Source organism: Variovorax sp. GW821-FHT09A10, from assembly GCF_059418385.1.
The window spans coordinates 434,752-455,961 of sequence record NZ_JBWKPT010000002.1 but is presented as its reverse complement, the minus strand read 5'-3'; the positions used below and the strand labels follow the sequence as shown (position 1 = coordinate 455,961).

The 21,210-nt window shown below is 69.0% G+C and carries 19 protein-coding genes; 5 read left to right on the top strand and 14 right to left on the bottom strand.

The features are described 5' to 3' along the window. Positions 1 to 91 precede the first annotated feature (91 nt). Complete coding sequence (locus AC07Q9_RS08940; RefSeq protein WP_489056738.1) at positions 92 to 481, top strand: DoxX family protein; 390 nt, start codon at positions 92 to 94, stop codon at positions 479 to 481. Between the two features lie 24 nt (positions 482 to 505). Here the strand turns inward: AC07Q9_RS08940 and def are convergent, their stop codons facing one another. The 5 genes from def to smc all read right to left on the bottom strand — a co-directional run bounded on the left by def (position 506) and on the right by smc (position 8,419). Continuing rightward, on the bottom strand, positions 506 to 1,045 hold the full coding sequence (gene def, locus AC07Q9_RS08935) for a peptide deformylase (RefSeq protein ID WP_070060694.1): 540 nt from the start codon (positions 1,043 to 1,045) through the stop codon (positions 506 to 508). A gap of 49 nt (positions 1,046 to 1,094) precedes the next feature. Further along, positions 1,095 to 1,541 (bottom strand): hypothetical protein, encoded by a 447-nt coding sequence (locus AC07Q9_RS08930; RefSeq protein WP_489056737.1) that lies wholly within the window; start codon positions 1,539 to 1,541, stop codon positions 1,095 to 1,097. A 119-nt stretch (positions 1,542 to 1,660) separates the two neighbouring features. Next, complete coding sequence (gene ligA / locus AC07Q9_RS08925; protein WP_495308822.1) at positions 1,661 to 3,757, bottom strand: NAD-dependent DNA ligase LigA; 2,097 nt, start codon at positions 3,755 to 3,757, stop codon at positions 1,661 to 1,663. Between the two features lie 26 nt (positions 3,758 to 3,783). After that, positions 3,784 to 4,890, bottom strand: coding sequence for a cell division protein ZipA C-terminal FtsZ-binding domain-containing protein (locus AC07Q9_RS08920; RefSeq protein ID WP_070060696.1), 1,107 nt, complete (start codon positions 4,888 to 4,890; stop codon positions 3,784 to 3,786). A gap of 13 nt (positions 4,891 to 4,903) precedes the next feature. Then, entirely contained in the window at positions 4,904 to 8,419 is a 3,516-nt protein-coding gene (gene smc, locus AC07Q9_RS08915) for a chromosome segregation protein SMC (protein ID WP_495308819.1), read from the bottom strand. A 113-nt stretch (positions 8,420 to 8,532) separates the two neighbouring features. Here smc and AC07Q9_RS08910 point away from each other — a divergent pair, with 113 nt between their 5' ends. The 4 genes from AC07Q9_RS08910 to AC07Q9_RS08895 all read left to right on the top strand — a co-directional run bounded on the left by AC07Q9_RS08910 (position 8,533) and on the right by AC07Q9_RS08895 (position 11,746). Further along, on the top strand, positions 8,533 to 9,303 hold the full coding sequence (locus AC07Q9_RS08910; protein ID WP_492677044.1) for a hypothetical protein: 771 nt from the start codon (positions 8,533 to 8,535) through the stop codon (positions 9,301 to 9,303). Between the two features lie 55 nt (positions 9,304 to 9,358). Beyond that, a complete protein-coding gene (locus tag AC07Q9_RS08905; protein ID WP_070060699.1) occupies positions 9,359 to 9,679 on the top strand; it encodes a helix-turn-helix domain-containing protein in 321 nt (106 codons plus the stop codon). After that, entirely contained in the window at positions 9,676 to 10,974 is a 1,299-nt protein-coding gene (locus tag AC07Q9_RS08900; RefSeq protein ID WP_495308816.1) for a type II toxin-antitoxin system HipA family toxin, read from the top strand. The genes AC07Q9_RS08905 and AC07Q9_RS08900 overlap by 4 nt, the downstream gene beginning before the upstream one ends. Before the next feature lie 79 nt (positions 10,975 to 11,053). Beyond that, complete coding sequence (locus AC07Q9_RS08895) at positions 11,054 to 11,746, top strand: P-loop NTPase family protein (protein ID WP_062471226.1); 693 nt, start codon at positions 11,054 to 11,056, stop codon at positions 11,744 to 11,746. A gap of 252 nt (positions 11,747 to 11,998) precedes the next feature. Here AC07Q9_RS08895 and fabG read toward each other — a convergent pair whose 3' ends face one another. The 9 genes from fabG to AC07Q9_RS08850 are packed head-to-tail and all read right to left on the bottom strand — an operon-like array spanning position 11,999 to position 21,210. Further along, positions 11,999 to 12,730 carry a 3-oxoacyl-ACP reductase FabG gene (gene fabG, locus AC07Q9_RS08890; RefSeq protein WP_062471225.1) on the bottom strand — a complete coding sequence of 244 codons (732 nt, stop codon included), beginning with the start codon at positions 12,728 to 12,730 and terminating at the stop codon, positions 11,999 to 12,001. Then, positions 12,727 to 13,200 carry an ApeP family dehydratase gene (locus AC07Q9_RS08885; protein WP_495308814.1) on the bottom strand — a complete coding sequence of 158 codons (474 nt, stop codon included), beginning with the start codon at positions 13,198 to 13,200 and terminating at the stop codon, positions 12,727 to 12,729. Before AC07Q9_RS08885 ends, fabG begins: the two co-directional genes overlap by 4 nt. Further along, positions 13,197 to 13,967, bottom strand: coding sequence for a class I SAM-dependent methyltransferase (locus AC07Q9_RS08880; RefSeq protein ID WP_495308812.1), 771 nt, complete (start codon positions 13,965 to 13,967; stop codon positions 13,197 to 13,199). Before AC07Q9_RS08880 ends, AC07Q9_RS08885 begins: the two co-directional genes overlap by 4 nt. Further along, on the bottom strand, positions 13,964 to 14,797 hold the full coding sequence (locus AC07Q9_RS08875) for a polysaccharide deacetylase family protein (protein ID WP_495308810.1): 834 nt from the start codon (positions 14,795 to 14,797) through the stop codon (positions 13,964 to 13,966). The genes AC07Q9_RS08880 and AC07Q9_RS08875 overlap by 4 nt, the downstream gene beginning before the upstream one ends. A gap of 20 nt (positions 14,798 to 14,817) precedes the next feature. Beyond that, a complete protein-coding gene (locus AC07Q9_RS08870; RefSeq protein ID WP_495308808.1) occupies positions 14,818 to 17,223 on the bottom strand; it encodes an MMPL family transporter in 2,406 nt (801 codons plus the stop codon). Further along, positions 17,220 to 17,855, bottom strand: coding sequence for a LolA-related protein (locus tag AC07Q9_RS08865; protein ID WP_495308806.1), 636 nt, complete (start codon positions 17,853 to 17,855; stop codon positions 17,220 to 17,222). The genes AC07Q9_RS08870 and AC07Q9_RS08865 overlap by 4 nt, the downstream gene beginning before the upstream one ends. Continuing rightward, entirely contained in the window at positions 17,827 to 18,837 is a 1,011-nt protein-coding gene (locus tag AC07Q9_RS08860; RefSeq protein WP_495308804.1) for a lysophospholipid acyltransferase family protein, read from the bottom strand. Before AC07Q9_RS08860 ends, AC07Q9_RS08865 begins: the two co-directional genes overlap by 29 nt. Further along, a complete protein-coding gene (locus AC07Q9_RS08855) occupies positions 18,834 to 20,549 on the bottom strand; it encodes an AMP-binding protein (protein ID WP_495308802.1) in 1,716 nt (571 codons plus the stop codon). The genes AC07Q9_RS08860 and AC07Q9_RS08855 overlap by 4 nt, the downstream gene beginning before the upstream one ends. Before the next feature lie 16 nt (positions 20,550 to 20,565). Further along, positions 20,566 to 21,210, bottom strand: coding sequence for a COG4648 family protein (locus tag AC07Q9_RS08850; protein ID WP_495308800.1), 645 nt, complete (start codon positions 21,208 to 21,210; stop codon positions 20,566 to 20,568).

Genomic DNA, 21,210 nt, shown 5'->3' with positions numbered 1-21,210 from the left:
TATGTCGAACTGCCTCTTGGCGACAGGCCGGTTTGCCTCGCAGTTTCACTACCATACGGCCCTTTCATCACTCCCGAACAGGAATCACACCATGGTCAAGTCCGACGACACCGGCAAGCTCATCCTGCGCGTTGCGCTGGGCATCCTCATCCTGCTGCATGGCATTGCCAAAGTCGGCAAGGGCGTCGATGGCATCGGCGGCATGCTCGCATCGCACGGCGTGCCTGCGGTGCTGGCCTACCTGGTCTACGTGGGCGAGATCCTGGCACCGGTGCTGCTGATCGTCGGCCTGTTCACGCGGCCCGCCGCGCTGGTCGTGGCCATCAACATGGTGGTGGCGATCTGGCTGGCGCACCGCAAGGACCTGGGCGCGTTGAACGGGCAAGGCGGCTGGGCGCTGGAGCTGCAGGGCATGTTCCTGTTCGCGGCGATCTCGCTCGCGTTCACGGGTGGCGGGCGCTTCGGGCTCAACAACAAGTAAGCCGGTCAACGGACGGACGCCCCGTCAGTCGTCGTCGGCCGCATCGAGGCCTGGAAACAGGACCTCGGTGTAGCCGAAGCGCGAGAAGTCGCGCACCCGCATCGGGTACAGCTTGCCGAACAGGTGATCGACCTCGTGCTGCACCACGCGCGCATGAAAGCCGTCGGCGGTGCGGTCGATCGGGTCGCCATACAGGTCGAAGCCCGTGTAGCGGATGTGGGCGAAGCGCGGCACCACGCCGCGCAGGCCCGGCACCGACAGGCAGCCTTCCCAGCCCTCTTCCTCTTCATCGCCCAGCGGGGTGATGACAGGATTGAGCAGCACGGTGCGCGGCACCGGCGGCGCGTCGGGGTAGCGTGGATTGACGGTGTCGGTGCCGAAGATCACCAGTTGCAGGTCGACGCCGATCTGCGGCGCTGCAAGGCCGGCGCCATTGACCGCCTGCATGGTCTCGAACATGTCGCGCACCAGCAGGTGCAGTTCGTCGGTGTCGAAAGCGGCGACCGGCTGCGCGGTGCGCAGCAGCCGGGGGTCGCCCATCTTGAGAATTTCGCGGAAGGCCATGGCGGGATTATCGCGACAGCCTCACACGAACGTTATGCCTGGGCCGCGATCACGGAGGCGTGGTGCCTTGCGAGTCGGGCGAAGTCCACAGCCGCGCCCGGCCGGTCGGCATCTGCTGCGGCCGCGAAGGCGTGATACCGGGCACACCACCCGCGCCGGGCCGCACAGGCGGCACCACAGCGACCGGCGGACGGCCACCACCCCAGGGCGGACGCGCCGTCGGGTACGAAGGCGTGGGCCGCACGCCAGGGTACGGATAGCCGGGCCGATAGCCGTCGTAATAGGGACGGCGGTCGTAGTACGGACGACGGTTGTCGTAGTAGCCGCCCCCCTGGATGTAGACCGGCGCAGGCACCACCACGGGACCCGGATCGGCGTAGTACGGATCGGAATAGCCGCCGGAGTAGTACGGATCGCCAGGAACGGCCACGCAGCCGGTCAGCAGCGCGATGCCGCCGAGTGCGAGGCTGGTAGCGAGAACACGAATTTTTTGCATGAGGGACTCCTTGTCGGCCTTCTGTCATCGTTCAACGCCCGCTTGTAGACCCTGTTGACTGCGCGGATGTGAAGTCGCGTAACGGCCGGTAAGGGCCCCTGCCACCGATGCCGACGGCTTCAGGCCTCAGGTGCCGGTAGAACCCCGTTCGCGAGGATCTCCAGCATACGCGCCTCGTCGATCACCGTGACGCCGATGTCGCGCGCCTTGTCGAGCTTGCTGCCAGCCTCTTCCCCGGCCACGAGGTAGTGGGTCTTCTTGCTGACGGAGCCGGCCACCTTGGCACCGGCTGCCTCCAATTTATCCTTCGCTTCGTCGCGGCCCAGCGTAGGAAGGGTGCCGGTGATCACGAAGGTCAGTCCCGCCAAAGGCTTGGGCGCACGGGCTTCGGGCTCGAACTCTTCCCAGGTCAGGCCGCAGGCGCGCAGCTGCTCGACCACCTCGCGGTTGTGCGGCTGGTCGAAGAAGGTGCGCAGGCTTTGCGCCACCACCGGGCCGACGTCGTTCACTTCGAGCAGTTGCTCTTCGGTCGCGTCCATGATCGCGTCGAGCTTGCCGAAATGCTTGGCCAGGTCCTTGGCCGTGCTCTCGCCCACGTGGCGGATGCCCAGGCCGAACAGGAAGCGCGGCAGCGTCGTTTTCTTCGAGGCTTCGAGCGCATCGACGAGGTTCTTGGCCGACTTCTCGGCCATGCGGTCCAGCCCCGCCAGCGTGACGAAGCCCAGCTTGTAGAGATCGGGCAAGGTGCGGATCAGGTTGGCATCGACCAGCTGTTCGACCAGCTTGTCGCCCAACCCGTCGACATCGACCGCGCGACGTGCCGCGAAATGCAGGATGGCCTCCTTGCGCTGCGCCGCGCAGAACAGGCCGCCGGTGCAGCGGTAGTCGACCTCGCCCTCCTCCCGCACCGCCTCGGAATCGCACACGGGGCACTTGTGCGGCATGGTGAAGATGGCGCCGCGCTGGTCGTCGGGCTTGGCCAGGCTGTCGGGCGCGACGCCGACCACTTCGGGAATCACGTCGCCGGCACGCCGCACGATCACCGTGTCGCCCACTCGCACGTCCTTGCGGCGCGCTTCGTCCTCGTTGTGCAGCGTGGCGTTGGTCACGGTCACGCCGCCGACAAACACCGGCGCCAGCTTGGCCACCGGCGTGAGCTTGCCGGTGCGCCCCACCTGGATCTCGATGCCGACCACCTCGGTCAGTTGCTCCTGCGCCGGGTACTTGTGGGCCACGGCCCAGCGCGGTTCGCGCGAGACAAAACCCAGTTGCCGCTGCAGCTCCAGGCTATCGACCTTGTAGACCACGCCGTCGATGTCGTACGGCAGCGCATCGCGCTGGCGGCCGATGGTTTCGTGGAATGCTATCAGTTCAATAGCGCCCGTCGCCCGCGCTGTCTGCGTGGCGACCGGGAAGCCCCAGGCATGGAACTGCTGCAGCCAGTCGAACTGGGTGGCAATTTCGGGCCCGCCATCGCTCGCAGGCGAGACCTCACCCAGGCCGTAGGCAAAGAAGCTCAGCGGACGCGCCGCCGCGATCGCCGGATCGTGCTGGCGCACCGCGCCGGCCGCCGCATTGCGCGGATTGACGAACACCTTCTCGTTCTTCTGTCCGGCAGCGATCTTCTCGCGCTGGCGTTCATTGAGGGCGTCGAAATCGGCGCGCTTCATGTAGACCTCGCCGCGCACCTCGACCACGGGCGGGGCCGCGCCTTTGAGCTTCAGCGGAATCTCGCGCACGGTGCGGATGTTCTGCGTGACGTCCTCTCCCACCTCGCCGTCGCCGCGTGTGGCAGCCTGCACCAGCACGCCGTGCTCGTAGCGCAGGCTCATGGCCAGGCCGTCGAACTTGAGTTCGCAGACGTAGGCGATCTGCGGCGCATCTTCGGCCAGGCCCAGTTCTCGGCGCACGCGCGCATCGAAGGCGCTGGCGCCGGTCGGCGTGATGTCGGTCTCGGTGCGGATCGACAGCATCGGCACGCGATGGCGCACCTTGGCCAGCCCGTCGAGCACCGCGCCGCCCACGCGCTGCGTCGGCGAATCGGGCGTGCGCAGTTCGGGAAACTCAGTCTCCAGCACCTGCAGGCGCTGGAACATCTTGTCGTACTCCGCGTCGGGCAGCTCGGGGGCGTCAAGCACGTAGTACAGATGGGCGTGGCGATGCAGCTGCTCGCTCAGTGCGGCGGCTTCGCGTGCCGCTTCGTCGCGCGTTGTCATGGGGTGTCCCTCGGGAAAAAGACGGATCAGCTGAAGAGGCGTCGCGCCAGCGGCGAGCCCGCGGCGAGGTCGCGTCCATCGAGCGTGTCGTACAGCTGCTCGAGGTCGGTGCCGATCACGTCCATGGTTTCGTCGCGCAGCAACTGGCCGTCGCTGTCGGTCACCACGCCGTCCATCTCACGGGCGAGCGTGGCAGCAGCTTCGCGCATGCGACGGAACGGCTCTTCGCCGCGATCGACCTGCGGCACGTCCAGGCTCAGGCTGAGTTCACGAATCGCCGATTGCGCCGGATCGTCGGCCAGCGCGGCCTGGGTGTCGAACGAGAGCCCGAGGATCGGCGGCAGGCCGGCCTCGCTGGTCGGCAGCACCATGCGGCCTGGGATGATCCCGGCGACAAAGCCCAGCCGCGCAGCGTTCTGCTGCACGTAGCCCGGGCTCCAGGCCGCGTGCAGCGCACGCAGCACGAAGCCCAGTTGCGCGTCGTGCGCGCTGGCGAACTGGTCGAGCTCGCGGGCGCGCGCCACTTCGTCGAGCATCTCGGGAAACTCGGGCGCGCCGTTCACCGCGTCGGCAAAGGCCTGCGCCTTGACCACGAACTCGGAGTACTCGATCTCGTTGAGTGCCCCGGTGCGGTTGGCCAACTGCACACCGACCTGGAAGGCGCGGTAGCGCTGCCCGGGCGCTGGCGGCTCCCATTGGCTGGTGAGGTCGTTCAGGCCTTCGATGGCCACCGGCTTGCTGCCAGCGCGGCGCGTCGACGGCATGGACGCGAGCGCGGCATCGCCCGAGGCCAGGCCTTCGAGCGAAATGGGCGCGATCACGTCGATCAGCGGATCGAGCCCGCCACGGCGCTCGCCGGTGGGCACGGGCACGCCGCTGGGCGCGGGCAGGTCGGGGTCGAACAGCGGCTCGTGGCGGTCGCTGCCGGCCACCTGGCTCGGATCGGCATGGAGCATCGGCTCCACGCCGCCGTCGCTGCCGCCGGCCAGCGCGCGTTCGGCTTCAGCCAAGGCGACATCGACCGCGTCAGGCTGGCGCGGCGCGTTGCGACGCGACATCAGGGTGTTGTAGGCCACGACGGCCGCGAGAACGAGGCCGCCGAGGATCGCCAGGGCGAGGGTGAGATTGCTCATGCGCGCGCCTGCCTTATGCCGCTTCGACCATCGAGGCCGCCGACTCCATGTCGACCGCAACGATGCGCGACACGCCCTGCTCCTGCATGGTCACGCCGATCAGTTGCTCGGCCATTTCCATGGCGATCTTGTTGTGACTGATGAAGAGGAACTGGGTTTCGCGGCTCATGGCGGTCACAAGTTTGGCATAGCGTTCGGTGTTGGCGTCGTCCAGCGGCGCGTCCACTTCGTCCAGCAGACAGAAAGGCGCCGGGTTCAACTGGAAGATGGCGAACACGAGCGCAATGGCTGTGAGCGCCTTCTCGCCGCCCGAGAGCAGGTGGATGGTCTGGTTCTTCTTGCCGGGCGGCTGCGCGAGCACCTGCACGCCGGCATCGAGGATTTCGTCGCCGGTCATCACGAGGCGTGCATTGCCGCCGCCGAACAGCTCGGGGAACATGCGGCTGAAGTGCTCGTTGACGATCTTGAAGGTGCCGCCGAGCAGGTCGCGCGTTTCGGCGTCGATCTTGCGGATGGCGTCTTCGAGCGTGCCGATGGCTTCGTTCAGGTCGGCCGACTGGGCGTCCAGGAAGATCTTGCGTTCGCTCGCAATGGCGAGTTCGTCGAGCGCGGCGAGGTTGACGGCGCCCAGCGCGACCACCTCGCGGTTCAGACGGTCGATTTCGCTTTGCAGACCGGTCAGTCGCACCTTCTCTGTCTCGATCGATTGCGCGACCGCTTCGAGGTCGGCACCGGCGTCGTCCAGCAGTTGCTGGTACTGCTCGACACCCAGGCGCGCGGCCTGCTCCTTGAGTTGGAACTCGGTGATGCGCTGGCGCAGCGGATCGAGCTCGCGTTCGAGCTGCAGCCGGCGTTCGTCGCTGGCGCGCAGCTTGAGCGTGAGGTCGTCGTACTGGCTGCGGGCCGCGCCCAAGGCGGTCTCGCGCTCCAGCTTGAGCGACAGCGCGTCCTGCAGGCCGGCTTGCGCGGCGGCGTCCGACAGGCGGCTCAGCTCGGCGCGGGCGCGCTCGTCTTCGTCGGTCAGCGCGACGGTCTGCTGCGAGGCGGTTTCGATGCTGCGGTTCAGTTCGCCGCGGCGCGCTTCGAGCGTGCGCTGCGAGAAGGTCGCTTCCTGCGCCTGACGTTCGAGGCTGCGGTGCTGTTCGCGGCTGGCATTCAGCGTGCGGCCGGCTTCGATGACGCGCTCGTCGAGCTGTGCATGGCGCTCCTGGCTGTCGGCCAGTTGCATGTCGAGCTCTTCGAAGCGGCCCTCGGCGGCGATGCGTTTTTCTTGCAACTCTTCGAGCTGGGCATCGACCTCGCCGAGGTCGGCTGCCAACTGCTGGCTGCGTGCACGGGTCTGCTCGGCGAGCTGCGTCATGCGCAGTGTCTCGACCTGCAGCTCATGGGCGCGCGACTGCGTTTCGGCGGCTTCGCGGCGGGCCGTGACGAGGCGTTGTGCGGCGTCGCCGTAGGCGGCTTCGGCACGGACCAGCGCGGTGCGCGCCTCTTCGTTGATGAGCGTCTGGGCTTTCAGCTGGCGCTCGAGGTTTTCCATTTCCTGCTGGCGGGCCAGGAGGCCGGCCTGCTCGGAATCGGGCGCGTAGAAGTTCACGCTGTGCGACGACACGGCATGACCGCTGCGCACGTAGATCACCTCGCCGGGCTGCAGCGTGGCGCGCTGGGCCAGCGCCTCTTCGAAAGTCTCGGCCGTGAAGCAGCCGTGCAGCCAGTCGTTCAGCAGCGCTTGCTGGCCGGCGTCGTTCAGGCGCAGCAGGCTCGACAGCTTGGGCAGCGCGCCCGCACCTTGAGGCACACCGGCGGCGGGCGGGCTGTAGAAAGCGAGCTTGGCGGGCGGAGCGTCGTTGCCGAAGGCACGCACCATGTCGAGCCGGCTGACTTCAAGCGCACCCAGGCGCTCGCGCAGCGCGGATTCGAGCGCGCTCTCCCAGCCCTGTTCGATGTGGATGCGGCTCCACAGGCCCTGCAGGCCATCGAGGCCGTGCTTGGCGAGCCAGGGGGCGAGCTTGCCGTCGGTCTTGACCTTCTCCTGCAGCGCGCGCAGCGCTTCGAGGCGGGCCGAGAACTCGGCGTGGCGGGCGCCCTCGGTGTTGACGGCCTGCTGCTTGGCGCGACGGTCTTCATCGAGCTGCGGCACGGCTTCCTGCAGTTCCTGCAGGCGGGCATCGGATTCGCTGGCGGCTTCTTGCGCCGCGTCCAGCTGTTCCTGCATTTCGATCAGCCGGTCTTCGTCGGGCGCGGCCAGTGCGTTCTGGTCGGCGCGCAGACGCTCGCTGCGCAGCGTGAGCTGGCGGCTCTGGTCTTCGATGTTGCGCTGGTCCGCGGCCAGCACCTGGATCTGCTGCTGCACCTGCGACACCGTCGCGCGCTGGGTGTTGGCTTCGTTCTGCGCACGCTGCACGGCCTCTTCGAGGTCAGGCATGCGCGCGTCGTGCTCTTCGAGTTGCGCGGCCAGCAGGATGGCTTGCTCTTCGGCATCGACGCCGGCACCGGCCAGCGTCTCGATCTCGGCTTCGGCCTCTTCGCGGCGACGGCCCCATTGGCCCATCTGTTCGCGCAGTTGCACGAGGCGCTGTTCGACGCGCTGGCGGCCTTCGACCACGAAGCGGATCTCGCCTTCGAGCCGGCCGACTTCGGCGCTGGCTTCGTAGAGCTTGCCTTGTGCCTGGTTCACCAGGTCGCCGGCGCCGTAGTGGGCCTGGCGCACGGTTTCAAGTTCGGACTCGATGCGGCGCAGGTCGGCGGTGCGCGATTCGAGGTCGTTGATGGCCTTTTCCGAATCGGCCTTGATCTTGGCCTGGTCGGCATCGCTTTCGCCGCGCTTGAGGAACCACAGCTGGTGCTGTTTCTTCGTGGCGTCGCCCTGCAGCGCGTTGTAGCGCGCCGCCACCTCGGCCTGCTTCTCGAGCTTTTCGAGGTTGGCGTTGAGTTCGCGCAGGATGTCTTCGACGCGCGTGAGGTTCTCGCGCGTGTCGCCCAGGCGGTTCTCGGTTTCGCGGCGGCGCTCCTTGTACTTGGAGACACCGGCTGCCTCTTCGAGGAACAGGCGCAGTTCTTCGGGCTTGGATTCGATGATCCGGCTGATCGTGCCCTGGCCGATGATGGCGTAGGCGCGCGGCCCGAGGCCCGTGCCCAGGAACACGTCCTGCACGTCGCGACGGCGCACCGGCTGGTTGTTGATGTAGTAGCTGCTGGTGCCGTCGCGCGTGAGCACGCGGCGCACGGCGATTTCGGTGAACTGGTTCCACTGGCCGCCGGCGCGATGGTCGGCGTTGTCGAACACCAGTTCGACGCTCGAACGGCTGGCCTGCTTGCGGGTGGTCGTGCCGTTGAAGATCACGTCCTGCATCGACTCGCCGCGCAGTTCCGACGCACGCGACTCGCCGAGCACCCAGCGCACGGCATCCATGATGTTCGACTTGCCGCAGCCGTTCGGCCCTACCACCCCGACCAGTTGGCCCGGCAGCAGGAAGTTGGTGGGTTCGGCGAACGACTTGAAGCCCGAGAGCTTGATGGAGTTAAGACGCACGACTTGTCGCCCTGCCTTGGCATAGCGCCAAGGTATTGATTTGTAAGGAAAATTGCACGGGCCCGCAGCTTGAAGCGAGCCGCCGCCCCAGCCGTGGATGATAACGTCAGGGCATGAGCGATTCCCCGGCTTCTCCCCTCGCGGCGCGACGCACCTGCCTGCTGGCGGGCACCGCGGCCGCCCTGCTCGCGCCGCTGGCGCTGACGGGCTGTTCATCCCTCCGATCCACCGAGCGCGCCGAACCCTACGGCAACCAGGAGTGGCTGCAATCCGCCACCAACCGCATCGCCAACCTGTCGCTGCGCGACAACCTGCAATCGGTGCGCCGCGTGCAGACCACGCTGTACCGCCGCAACCCGCGCGAATGGCGCAAATCGGCCGCCTCCATGGAAGAAGCCACGCATCGCACCTGGGACGCAGTCCTGCAGGGCACACCGCTGCCCGAGTTGCGCGGCGCCACCGGCATCGACGCCATCCGCCTGGCCTTCGAGACCGGCCCACAGGCCTACCAGGGCGACCGCGTGGCGGCGCTGGTCGTCGGCTGGGTCACGATGCTCAAGCAGGCCAACGGCAACACCTGGGACCAGACCATGATCGACGGGGTCGACGCCGAGAACAGCTACCGCACGGCGCGCAACTTCGAGATTTCGCTCTGGCTCATCTCTTCCAAGACCGGCCCCGACGGCCAGCCGCTGCTGCTGGCCACCGAGATCAGCGATCGCGGGCGCAACCTCGTGGCCGACCGCGAGCTGTCGAAGGTGGTGGCACGGCTCGACCTGCTGGCCGCGCAGGCCGACGAGAAGTACCGTCGGGCCGCCCTCGATTTCGGCCAGAACTGGGTGATGGGCGTGGTCATGCCGCTCTTCACGTTGATACCCAAGTAGGCTCTACGCATCGGAAATATATTTCCCAAATAGGCATTTGAGGTAATATATTTCCGTGGACAAGCAGGAACTCATCACCGCCCTCACGGCGCGACGCGGGGCCACCGGCCTCACGAACGCCGAGATCGCCTTGCGCTCGGGGCTCACCGAGCGCTCGGTGCGCAATGCCCTGAGCCTGAAGGGCAATCCGCAGCTGTCGTCGCTGCTCGCGCTGGTCGATGCGCTGGGGCTCGAACTGCAGCTCGCGCCCAAGGGCTTCGGCGAAGGCACCGCGGTCGATCCCGGCTACCGCCCGGTCGCCACGCGCGTCGGCCGTGCGCTGGCCGAAGCGCCTGCCGCGCCGCCCTACGTGCGGGGCCGCCGCTCACCGCCATGAACGTCAAGATCCTCGAGATTTCGCTCGGCACGCACCGCCTTGGCAAGCTGTTCCAGTACGCCGACCTGTGTCGTTTCGTGGCGGAGCCCGAGTTGATCGCCAACCCGCTGCCCGGCGTGCTTTCTCTGTCGATGGTCGCGAGCGACCCGGCCGCCCAGGCCGCGTTGTGGAGCGACGTGAAGAACCCGTTGTTCAACGCCCAGGGCGGCCAGTTGCCGGGCTTCTTCCAGAACCTGTTGCCCGAAGGCGTGCTGCGCAGCCACATCGCGCAGTTGCGCGGTTGCCGCGAGAACGACCACTTCGAATTGCTGGCGGCCTGCGGCGGCGACCTGCCCGGCGCCGTGGCTGCGCGCCCGGTGTCGGTGGACCGCGGCACGCTGCAGCGGCTCATCACGCAGGACCAGGACGCGCTCGAGATGTCGGTGGTCGAGCTGCCGATGCCGCAGGGCATCTCGGTCTCGGGCGTACAGCCCAAGCTCGGCCTGCGCCGCCAGGGCGGCCGCTACGTGGCGCGCGTGCGCGCCGGCGCCAGCACACGCGTGATCGCCAAGCTGCCGGTGGCGGGCCGACCGCACATGCCGCAACTCGAGATGCTCTCGCTGCAGATGGCCGGGGCGGCGGGCGTCGAGGTGTGCCACGCCGAGCTCGCGCCGCTGTCGGCCATTGCGGCGGAGCACAGCTATGCGCTGCCGGACGAGCCCGAGTTCCTGGCCGTCACGCGCTTCGACCGCGATGGCGCGCGCCGCATCCACTTCGAAGACTTCGCGCAGGTGCTCGCGGTCGACCCGATGCACAAGTACAGCGGGAGCTACCTCGACATGGCGCTCGCGATGCGCGCCTTTCCGTCGTTGGGCGAAGACGCCGTGCTCGAACTGGTGCGCCGGCTCGTGGTCAACGACCTGCTGGGCAACCCCGATGCCCACCTGAAGAACTTCGGCGTGCTGTACCCCGACGGCATCGCGCCGCGCCTGGCGCCGGCTTACGACATCGTGGCCTATGCGGCGCTGCAGGGCGTCGAGGGCCACGCGTTGCCGCTGCTGCCGGCCGCGGTGAGCGCCACCGCGGCCCGTCGCACCGCGATGTTCACGCCGGCCAATGTGCGCGCGTTCTGTTTCTCGGCTGGCTTGCACGAGCCACGCATGCGACGCGTGGTCGCAGACACGGCCCGCCTCGCGCGCGACCAATGGCCCGCGATGATCGACGGCTCGGCGCTGCCAGCTCCGTGGAAAAAGCGACTGCAGCAGCGCCTGCAGGCACATCCCTTGCTGCAGGGCATGAGCAAGCGGGGCCGCTAGCCACAGTGGCGTGACAGGCGACCCCTAGAATGAATCCGCCCTCCTCCACCCCTCAACCCATTCGAGGCAGCAACCACTCATGAGCTCCATCAACTTCATCGGCGGCGAAAAAGGCGGTGTCGGCAAATCGGTCACGGCACGCGTGCTGGCCCAGTACTTCATCGATCGCAGCCGGCCCTTCACCGGCTTCGACACCGACCGTTCGCACAGCTCCTTCACCCGTTTCTACGAGGGTTTTGCCTCGCCCGTGGTGGTCGACAGTTTCGAAGGCCTGGACACGGTGGTGAACGGCTTCGAAACCAACCCGAAGCAGAGCGTGATCGTCGACCTCGCGGCGCAGACGCTGGCGCCGCTGTCGCGCTGGATCAAGGAATCGGACCTGTTCGACGTGTTCGAGGAGATCGACGTCACGGTCAACTTCTGGCACGTGCTGGACGACGGCAAGGACTCCACCGACCTGCTCGGCACGCTGATCGACACCTTCGGCAACCGGCCCAACTACATCGTGGTGCAGAACTACGGGCGCGGCAGCGACTTCGGGATGCTGCTGGCGTCGCAGTCGCTGTCGAAGGCCAATGCGAATGGCGCACGCGTGATTGCCTTGCCGCGTTTGCATGAGGCCAGCATGCGCAAGATCGATGCGCAGAACACGAGTTTCTGGAAGGCTGTGAACGACCGCGAAGGGCCGCATGCGCTTGGGTTGCTGGAGCGGCAGCGCGTGAAGTCTTGGCTGGCTACTGCCTACGCTGCGTTTGATACGCTGCCTCTTTAGGCCTTTCGGGAGCGCCCGGCAGGCGGCACGGCGCGGTCGGCCCCACTGTGCCGGCCCTTCGGGCTGCCCTGCGGTGCTCGCGTTTCGCGGGGTCTCGCAGAACTCGCTGCGCTCAAACAGCTGCGAGCCCTGATCCGCGAAACGCTGCGCTCCTCGGCGGCACAGAGGGGCCGCCCACGCCGCACCGCCTGTCGGGCTTCGGGGTGAAGTGGATGCCGCGCCCTTCGCGAGGAAGAACGAACTGGCAGGGTCTCAGATCATTCCACCGTTGATCGAGATGACCTGACCCGTGATGTACGCGGCTTCATCGCCTGCCAGGAACGCTGCCAGCGCCGCCACTTCCTGCGGCGTTCCGGCGCGCTTCACGGGCACCATCTGGTTGATGAGCGCGGGATCGAACACCGCGTCGGCCATCGGCGAGGCGATGATCCCCGGCGCAATCGCATTCACCGTCACGCCGCGCGACGCCACTTCGAGCGACAGCGCCTTGGTCGCGCTGTTCAGCGCGCCCTTGGCCGCGGCGTAGTTCACCTGCCCCTTGTTCCCCGCAATGGCGGCGACGGACGAGATGTTCAGCACGCGACCCCAGCGGGTGCGCATCATCGGCAGCAGCAGCGGCTGCGTCACGCGGAAGAAGCCGTTCAGCGACACGTCGATCACCTTGTGCCACTGCTCGGCGCGCATGCCGGGCAGCACGGCGTCGTCGTGCACGCCCGCGTTATTGACGAGGATCTGCACCGCGCCGCCTTCGAGGATGCGTGCGCAGCCGGCCGCGCAGGCCTCGTCGCTGCGCAGGTCGAACACATGGCATTCCGCCTTGCCGCCGGCGGCGGTGATCGACGCGGCCAGCTGCTCGATGGCTTCGGGGCGCGAGTTCGCATGCAGCAGCACGGTGGCGCCGTCGCGGGCAAAGCGCTCCGCCATGGCCGCGCCGAGCGCGCCGCTGGCGCCGGTGATCAGTGTGCGTTTTCCTTCGAAACTCATGACGGTGTACTTTCGGTGTCCGCCAGCGGCGTGTTCAAGACCACCACGGCCCGGCCTTCGGCCAGCAGGCGGCCGTCGTCGGCCGCTACCGTGAATTCATACAAGACCTGCCGGTCGTCGCCGGACAGGCGCTTCGCCCGCACCTGCATCGCCCCGGCGATGTCGTCCAGCCGCGCCACGGCCAGCTTCACGTTGCGCGCGCTGGCCAGGAAGCCGGCCGACGGCGTGCTGCCCTCGACGGCCAGCAAGCCGCCGTGCAGCGCCATGGCCTGCGCCGCGTACTCAATGGCGTTCGGCGCGAGCAGGCCGCTCTCGGTGCGCAGCGGGTTGTCCGCCTGGCTGTGCGTCGTGGTGCTGCAGTGGATCGATTCGGCATCCCAGCCTTCGAGGCGCTCCAGCAGGCACATGCTGCCGCTGTGCGGAATGCGCGCGGCGATGCCCGCGCGGTCGAGCGTCTGCGGTGCCGTCAAGCGGCAGCCTCCAGGTCGGCCACCAGCAGCACGTTGGCAAACGGCGTGCCTTCGCTCATCGGCACGCTCTGCACACGGAAACCCAGGCGCTGCAGCACGGCGATCCACTCGGTCAGCGGGCGGCCCCAGGTCGGCGAGACCTTGTGACCGCGGATGCGCGTCACGGTGCGATCGACCCACTGGCTGATCGCAAAACCGCGCGTGCTCGACGCATCGCCCACGCGCAGCAGCAGGCGCGCCTTCGGGTTGCCGCCACGGCGCAGCGCGTCGTGCACGCGGGTCAGCACGCCCTCCTGCGCCGCGAGGTCCACGTAGTGCAGCACATCGAGGATCACGACCAGGTCGCAGTCGGGCAAGGCGGCCGAGCACATGTCGGCGCACACGAGTCGCGGCGCGGGCTTCAGGTGGCCGACCGACGCCTCGGCGCGCGCCACGTCCTTGGGCATCAGCTCGATGCCCGTGTAGTCCGCAGCGGCCGGCGTGGCGGCCCATGAGGCCGGCCAGCGTCCCTGCTGCTGCATCGTGCTCATCGACGCCAGCAGGCTCACGAAAAGGCCTTGCCCGCAGCCGATGTCGACCACGCGCCGGTGCTGGGCGTCGATCAGCCCGCGTTCGAGCAGGCCGCGGAACACCGGGTCGCGCCCGAGCTTGCCGCGCGCGAACTGCCAGGCGAAGGTGCCGCCCTTCTTGTAGGGGACAGTCGCTGCTTCGTGCAGCTCGCGCCAGGCTTGGTCGGTGGTCATCGTCGATGGCATCACGGCGCTCATGCGGTCTTCAATCCTTCAGGCAGGGTCACAGCGCGCAATCCATCGGTGCGCAGGCGTTGGAGCAACAAGGGCAGGACTTCCAACAGGACGGGTTGCCCTGCCGCGGTGCGCGCGGCGTTGCCGTCGTGCAGCAGGAGGATGTCGCGCGCCTGCAGGTGGCGGGCGAGGCGCGCCATCACCTTGGCGGCGTCGCCTTCGCGGGTGTCGAAACCGCGCCGCGTCCAGCTCACGAGCGAGAGGCCGAGGCGGTGCAGCACGGGTTCGAGGAAAGGGTTGCGCAGCCCGGCGGGCGCGCGGAAACAGGTCGGGCGCTGGCCGGTCACGTCGGTCAGGATGTCCTGCGCACGCGCGATCTCCGCCGCGAAGCCGCGCGGGCCGAGGAAGGAGAAGTTGTGCCGGTGCTGCGCCGTGTGGTTCTGGATGCTGTGGCCGCGCGCGACGATCTCGCGCGCCAGCGCTGGATGCGCCAGCACGCGCTCGGCGATGCAGAAGAAGGTGGCGCGCTGGCCGTGGGCGTCCAGCAGGTCGAGCACGCGGGGCGTGACCTCGGGTTCGGGCCCGTCGTCGATGGTGATCGCCACCTCGCGACGCGCAGCGGCGGCTTCGGGCAGGCGCGTGACGTTCGGGCCTAGCAGGTTGCTGCGCGGCGTGAGGCCCGCACCGGTAATCAGCGCATGGTTCAGCACCACCGCGCCGAGGGCCCAGGGCCATGCGCCCGGCACCAGCACGCCCGCGCCCAGGGCCGCCACATGCACGGCCGCGCTGGCGCGTATGGCCGGCGGCCAAGGCCAGGATTCGGAGGCGACGACGGGAGCGGAAGGCGACGACATGGTGGGTCCGAATTTTCCCATCAGCGCGAGCGCTGCGGGCTCGGGCCCTTCCCGGGCGCTACGTTGCGTGCGAACGCGGCCGATAGCAGCAGCGCCAGCAAGGCGCCCGGCGCCACCACGCGGCCGATGGACGACAGCGCCGGAATGTCCGAGATCGCGATCAGCCCGAACGACACCACCGTCGTGAGGTTGGCCAGCATCAGCGAGGCCAGCGTGTCTTCATCGGCGCGCCCGGTCGTGCGCAGCTGGTCGAAGAAGAGCGCGTAGTTCGATCCCACGGCGACGATCAGCAGCAGCCCCACGAGGTGCAGGATGCCGAGCGCCGCCTGCGCCAGCGCCATGCCGCCCAGCGTGAGCACCACCGCGAACAGCAGCGGCTGGCACACGGCCAGCAGACGGCGCCACGAGCGCAGGTACACGCCCAACAGCACCACCACCGCCAGCGCGCCGAGCAGCACCTGCACGAAGGCCTCGTGCAGGTAGCGCTGGTAAAGGCCGCCGAGTTCGCGGCCGACGTCCACCACCTGCACCTCGGGCAGGCCGGCCAGCGCGGCTTCGAGCCGGCCCTGGTCGAAGCCCGGGCCAGGATGCAGCACGACCAGCGTGGACCATCCACCGCCCGGCCGCTCGTACATCAGCGTGTTGACCACGGAGCCCAGCGGGCCACCCATGAGGTCGGCGCGCTGCACGGGCGCCTGTTTGCGCGCAGCCTCCACATCGGTCACGAAAGCGCCGAGACGGGAGGCCGGCAACGGCAGGCCCTTCGTCGCCTCGGCCAGGTTGGCACGCAGCGTGTCGGCGTCGGGCAGGCTGGCCAGGCGCGCGGTCTGCGCCGCCACGCTCGGCAGCACACGGGTCACGGTTTCGTAGCCGCTGAGCTCGCCCTTGTCGACCAGGGCGTCGAGGCGCGCAGCCGCAGCCTCGGTGTGGCGCAGCGCGGCCTGTTCGTCGTCGCCGAAGGCCACCACGAGCACGCCGCCGTCGCTGGCGCCGATGTCCTTGCGCAGCATCTCGTCGAGCTGCTGGGCCGAGCGCGGCACGGGGCTCATCGCGCTCAGGTCGGCGCGCCACAGGTGACCGCCCTGCCACAGCACCAGCGCCAGTGCGGCCACGCCGAGCGCCGCCAGCGGCCAGCGCAGGCGCGGCAGGCCGCGCACCAGCAGACCGGCCAGCCGCGCCATGTGTCGGCGCATGCCCATGCCGGTCGCGCCATCGGGTGCCAGCACGGGCAGCACGTAGCGCGTGGCGAGCGCGGCCGACACCAGCCCGGCGATCGAGAACACGCCCAATTGCGCCAGCCCCGGAAAGCCCGAGAACACCAGCGCCGCAAAGCCGCACACGGAGGTCAGCAGGCCCAGCCGCACCGTGGGCCAATGCACCTCGCGCCAGCGCTGCCAGCCGGTACCGGCCACGGCCGCGCCGCGCGCCTGGATCAGGTAGTAGATGGCGTAGTCGACCGTCTCGCCGATCAGCGTGCTGCCGAAGCCCAACGTGAGCCCGTGCACCGAGCCGAACACGAGGCTGACCGACGCCGTGCCGACCACCACGCCGGTGGCGACCGGCAGGAAGGCGATGACGAGTGCGCGCGGCGAGGCAAAAGCCAGCAGCAGCAGCACGCTCATCACGATGCCGCCCACCACCGCGAGGTGGATGGCTTCGGTCTTGATCTTTTCGCGGCTCATCACCGAGAACACGGGCGGTCCGCTCAGCAGCAATTTAGGAGCCGCCTCGCCCACACCGCGCGCGGCGGCTTCATAGGCGGCCTGCACCCGCGCGATGGCGACGGCCTGGGCATCGAGGTCGCCGCCGGCCGCGCGCGTGGTGGCGATCATGAGCGCACGCGGCGCATCGCGCGACATCCAGACGCCGCCTTCGCTGCGCGGTGCGCTCGCCGGCACCAGCTCCATCGCGACGCGCTGGGTTTCGCCGGTCGGGTCACGGTCGAGCAAGGGCTTGATCGCGTTGCCGGCCGGCGTGCCGAGCATCGACAGCGTGTCGATGATGGCGTCGCGCAGCCCTTCGGCCGTGAACTGCCCCGGCATCACGCCGGACGAGAGCTGGTAGCGGTGATCGAACACCCAGGTGCCGGCCTCGCTCCAGTCGCTCACGTCGCCGTTCTGCACCAGGTCGAAAAGCTGGCTCTCGCGCATCGCCTTGCCGACGGCGCGCGAGACTTCAGCGCGCTGTTCGACGCTGCCGCCCTCGAAGCCCAGCATCAGCGTGCGCGAGGCGACGCCGCTTTGCAGCTGCTCGATCAGCACGCGCTGGCGCAGGTCCGGGCTCTTGGGAAGAAAAGCCGACAGGTCGGCGCCGATCTGTGTGCGCGCGATGACGACCGCGCCCAGGGCCACGACCAGCAGCCATACCAGCAGAACGACGATGCGGCGCGACCACCCCGGCGGCCCGCCCGCCTGCGCCAGGCTCACGGCGTCGCGCGCCGGGGAGCGCCAGCCGGCACCGCAGACGGCGGCGCGTTGGGCGAGATGTTCATGACCGAGCGGTCGCCGCCCACGAACTCCATCTCCAGCCCAAGCACCTCACCACCGCGGCCCGTGATGCGCATGCTGCGCACCTGCGCGGCCAGCCGGCTGTCATTGGGGACCAGGTCGAGCGTCCATTGGTTGGCGACGCCGGTCACGGTGCTCTTGAAATAGCGCTGCAGCGTGGTGCCGTCGCCGGTCAGGGTACCGCGCATGGCTTCGACCAGGCCCAGCAGCTCGGGCATGCTGTCCAGCGCCAGCGTGCGGTTGCGGTTGCCGCGCGACAGGGTCAGCGTGTTGCCGTCGACCGCCATGGTTTCGATGCGCGGCGACAGCGTGCGGCGCACCAGCTTGTCGGGTGCCTCGAAGCTCAGCGTGCCGCTCGCGTCGAGCGGGCCTTCGAGGCCGTGCACGAAGCGCTGCTCGGTGAAGCGCGCCTCACCGCTCTTCTGCTTGGACAGCAGGCCCATCAATTCAGGCAGGTCGAACGCCGCCCAGGCCGGCGCGGCGCAGAAAGCCACGGCGAGCACCACCACCCTGCAAAGCCAATCAAGCCGCATCTTCGAGCCAGAAATCATGAAAGTTGAACCAGTTGTACGGGTAGGCGCGGCACAGCGCCTCGAGGCGGGCCACATAGGCTTCGACTGCGCTGCGGATGCGCTGTTCGCGCTCCGCGGCATCGGTGAACGGCGTGCCGAAGTCGGCCAGCGGGTCGAACCGGACATCGTAGCGGGCACCGCCGCCGTACATGCCGGCCATGAAGAACACCTTGCGGCGCAGCAGTGCCGCCAGCCGGAACGGACCGTCGTTGAAGACGGCCGGCTGCCCCAGGAAAGGCAGCACGATGTTGTTGCCGCGCTGGTGCGCCGGCTGCTCCTCGCTGCCCGGCAGGGTACGGTCGGCCAGCATGCCGCCGAGGCCGCCGCCGTCGAGCCAGTCGCGCAGCGCGAGCATGGAGTGCGGCCGGCCCAGCGAGATCACGTGGGGCCGCATCTCGGGCAGCGCGATGGCGTTCAGGATGGCGGTGATGCGCTGCGCGTTGTCCGGGTACATCAGCATCGCCAGCCGCATGCGGTTCTGGTGCTTCTGCTGCTTGCAGGCGCCGAGCACCTCGAAGCTGCCGATGTGGGCGCCGAGCAGGAAGGCGCCCCGCCCTTCGGCCGCCTCGGCCTCGATCGGGGCGTTGCCTTCGATCTTCAGCTTGAACAGGTCCATGCGCCCGCGCAGGAAGTACACGCGGTCGAGCACGGTGGAGGAAAACGCGTGCAGCAGGCGGTAGCCGTCGACCCACCCCGCACGCGGGCCGATGGCCCGGAACAGGTAGCGCTTGATGTAGCGGCGCGGCGCCGGCGCGAACAGCAGGAAGTACAGGCTGATCGGCGGCAGCAGCAGCCGCGTGACGTGCCGCCCGCACACCAGCGCCATGAGGCAGATGAAGCGCAGCGCCAGCATGTTGCTGCGCTCGGGCGCGCGCGCCCAGTCGCCCTGCTGGGGCGTCGGGCGGGCGGTCTGGCGCGCCGCTTCGTCCACGGCGCGCGTTTCGGCGTCGGTGTGCTTCATCCCGCCGACTCTGGCACAGCCGTCCAGCGGCCCGTGACAGCCAGCACGCCGTCGCAGCGCACGTCGAAACGCACGCCGCGGCCGGTTCCGGCCTCGGGATGCAGCTCGATGGACAGCGTGCTGCCGGGCCGCACGGGCGCCAGGAACTTGGCGGCCGCGAGCGTCGGACTCGCGCCGAGCCGTGCCGACAGGGCCGGCACGCGGCGCACGACCTCCATGACTTCGGCCAGCAGCAGCGCGCCGGGCACCAGCGGCTGGCCGGGGAAATGGCCGGCAAAGACCGGATGATCGACCGGCACCGTGTGCGCCATCTGCACCGGCGTCTGGTCGTCGGCCAGCTGCGCCAGCGCAAATTCGCGCAGCGCCCGCACCGTGAGCTTGCCCGTGCCTTCACGCGGGAAGGCCTTGACCGGCACCACGCGGCGCGGCACGAACACCGGCTCCAGGCGTTGCCGCAGTGCAGCAATGATGTCTGTCGCCGACAGCGTGGGCGCCACCACGAACGCCACCGGCCGCACCACACCGTCGGCCACCTCGTCGGGCAACCAGAAGGCGCCGTCGTCGACGCCGGCGATGCTGTTGAGGTGGTAGTTCAGGTGCGCGAGCGAGCTGCGCCGCCCGGCGACGTGGATCAGGTCGTTGGCGCGGCCGAACAGGCGAAAGCGCCGTGCGTCGAGCAGTTCGAGCACGTCGGCCATGGGCGTCGGTTCGGGAATGAAGTCGCCGCTGAAGATGAAGCGCTCGGGGCCGTCGCCCTCCCCCGGTTCCGCGTGCACGCGGATCTCGCCGAAGGTTTCCCAGATTTCGCTCTCGGTGGTGCGGCGCGTCGCCACCTGGCCCGATTCGGTGCTGCCGTAGATTTCGAGCAGCACGCCGCCCAGCGCCTGCTCGGCCTGCGCGGCCAGTTGCGGCGACAGCGGCGCGGTGGCCGACAGGATCAGGTCGACCGGCGGCAGTTCGATGCCCGACAGCAGCAGCGTCTTCAGATGGAACGGCGTGGTCACCAGCGCGCGCGGACGCGGCACCGAGGCCAGCGCCTTCGCGACGTCGGCTGGAAAGAACGGCCGCCCGGTTTCAAAGGCGGCGCCACCGAGCATCGCGAGCAGCACCGACGACTCGAGGCCGTAGCTGTGCTGCACCGGCACGGTCGCCACCAGGGTGAGCCCTTCGAGCGTGGGCCGCTGCAGCACGCGGCACAGCCGCTCGACCGCGACCTCGACGTCGCCGACCAGCGTGCGCCAGGCTTTCGCATGCGGCTGCGGCACGCCGGTGGAGCCCGAGGTGAGCAGGCTGGCCGCATGCCGGCCGCCGTCGATGTCGGGCACCGGCGTATCGCCGGCCGGGCCGGGCACGGCTTCGACCTGCAGGCGCCGCATGCCGGGCGTGTCGAGCTTGGCGTCGTCGGTCAGCGCGAACAGGTGGGCGCCGCCGGTTTCGGTCAGGCGCGCCAGCGTGTCCGGCCGCGCATCGGGCGGCAGCAGGCTGGCGTGGCCGCGCACCAGCGCGGCACCCAGGCTCACGGCGAAGGCGTAGCGGTCGAGGCACAGGTTGACGGCAGGCCCTTCGGCAGGCAGCGCAGGCGCCAGGCGCGCGACGTCGGCCAGGAACTGGCGCGCGCTAACCGGCTGGCCGCCTCGCCAGGCCAGCGGGGCGTCGGGGTTGCGGTCCGCGAGCAGCGGCAGGAAGGAAGAAGAAGCAGTGTCGAGGGTCACGCGGGCTGCGCCTGTTTCATTGGCCGCCGGCGCCGTTGTCCACCGTCGAGGTGCCGTAGAACGCGCGCACCGCATCGACGAGGCGCGTGCGTTCGAATTCGGGATGCAGGCGGTAGCGCACGAGGTGCTCGCCCACGAAAAGCAGCGCCACGCTCAGCGGCGACAACACGTTGGCCAGCAGCGACCAGGCCGAAAACGGCAGCGTCAGGTAGACCACGATCGACGAGGCGACCACCACGGCGAAATACACCGTCCACACCTGCGTGAGGCGCGTCGTGTACGACAGCATGTGCCCCTTCAGCGGGTGCACGCGCTGCGCGAATTGGGTGATCAGCGGCAAGCCCTTGCCGCGCAGCGTCGAACCGAACCAGCCGCACAAGGCGCCGTTGATGCCGATGTGCTGCAGCACGTACAAGCGGTTCGTGTCGCCCGCCTCACCGAGGAAGACGAGCGAGAAGCCGCCGATGCCCAGGGCCGCCGCAATGGCCAGGCCCCAGCGGCCGAACCAGCTGGCGGCGCAACCCATGGCGGCGATCCACAGCGGGCCGAGCAACACCACCACAGCCCAGGGCTCGGTGGCGTGGAACAGCGTCATCCAATGGGAGAGGCCGGCATACGTGCCCCCCACCAGCAGCAGGAGGACGAGTCGCCATCGAGACAT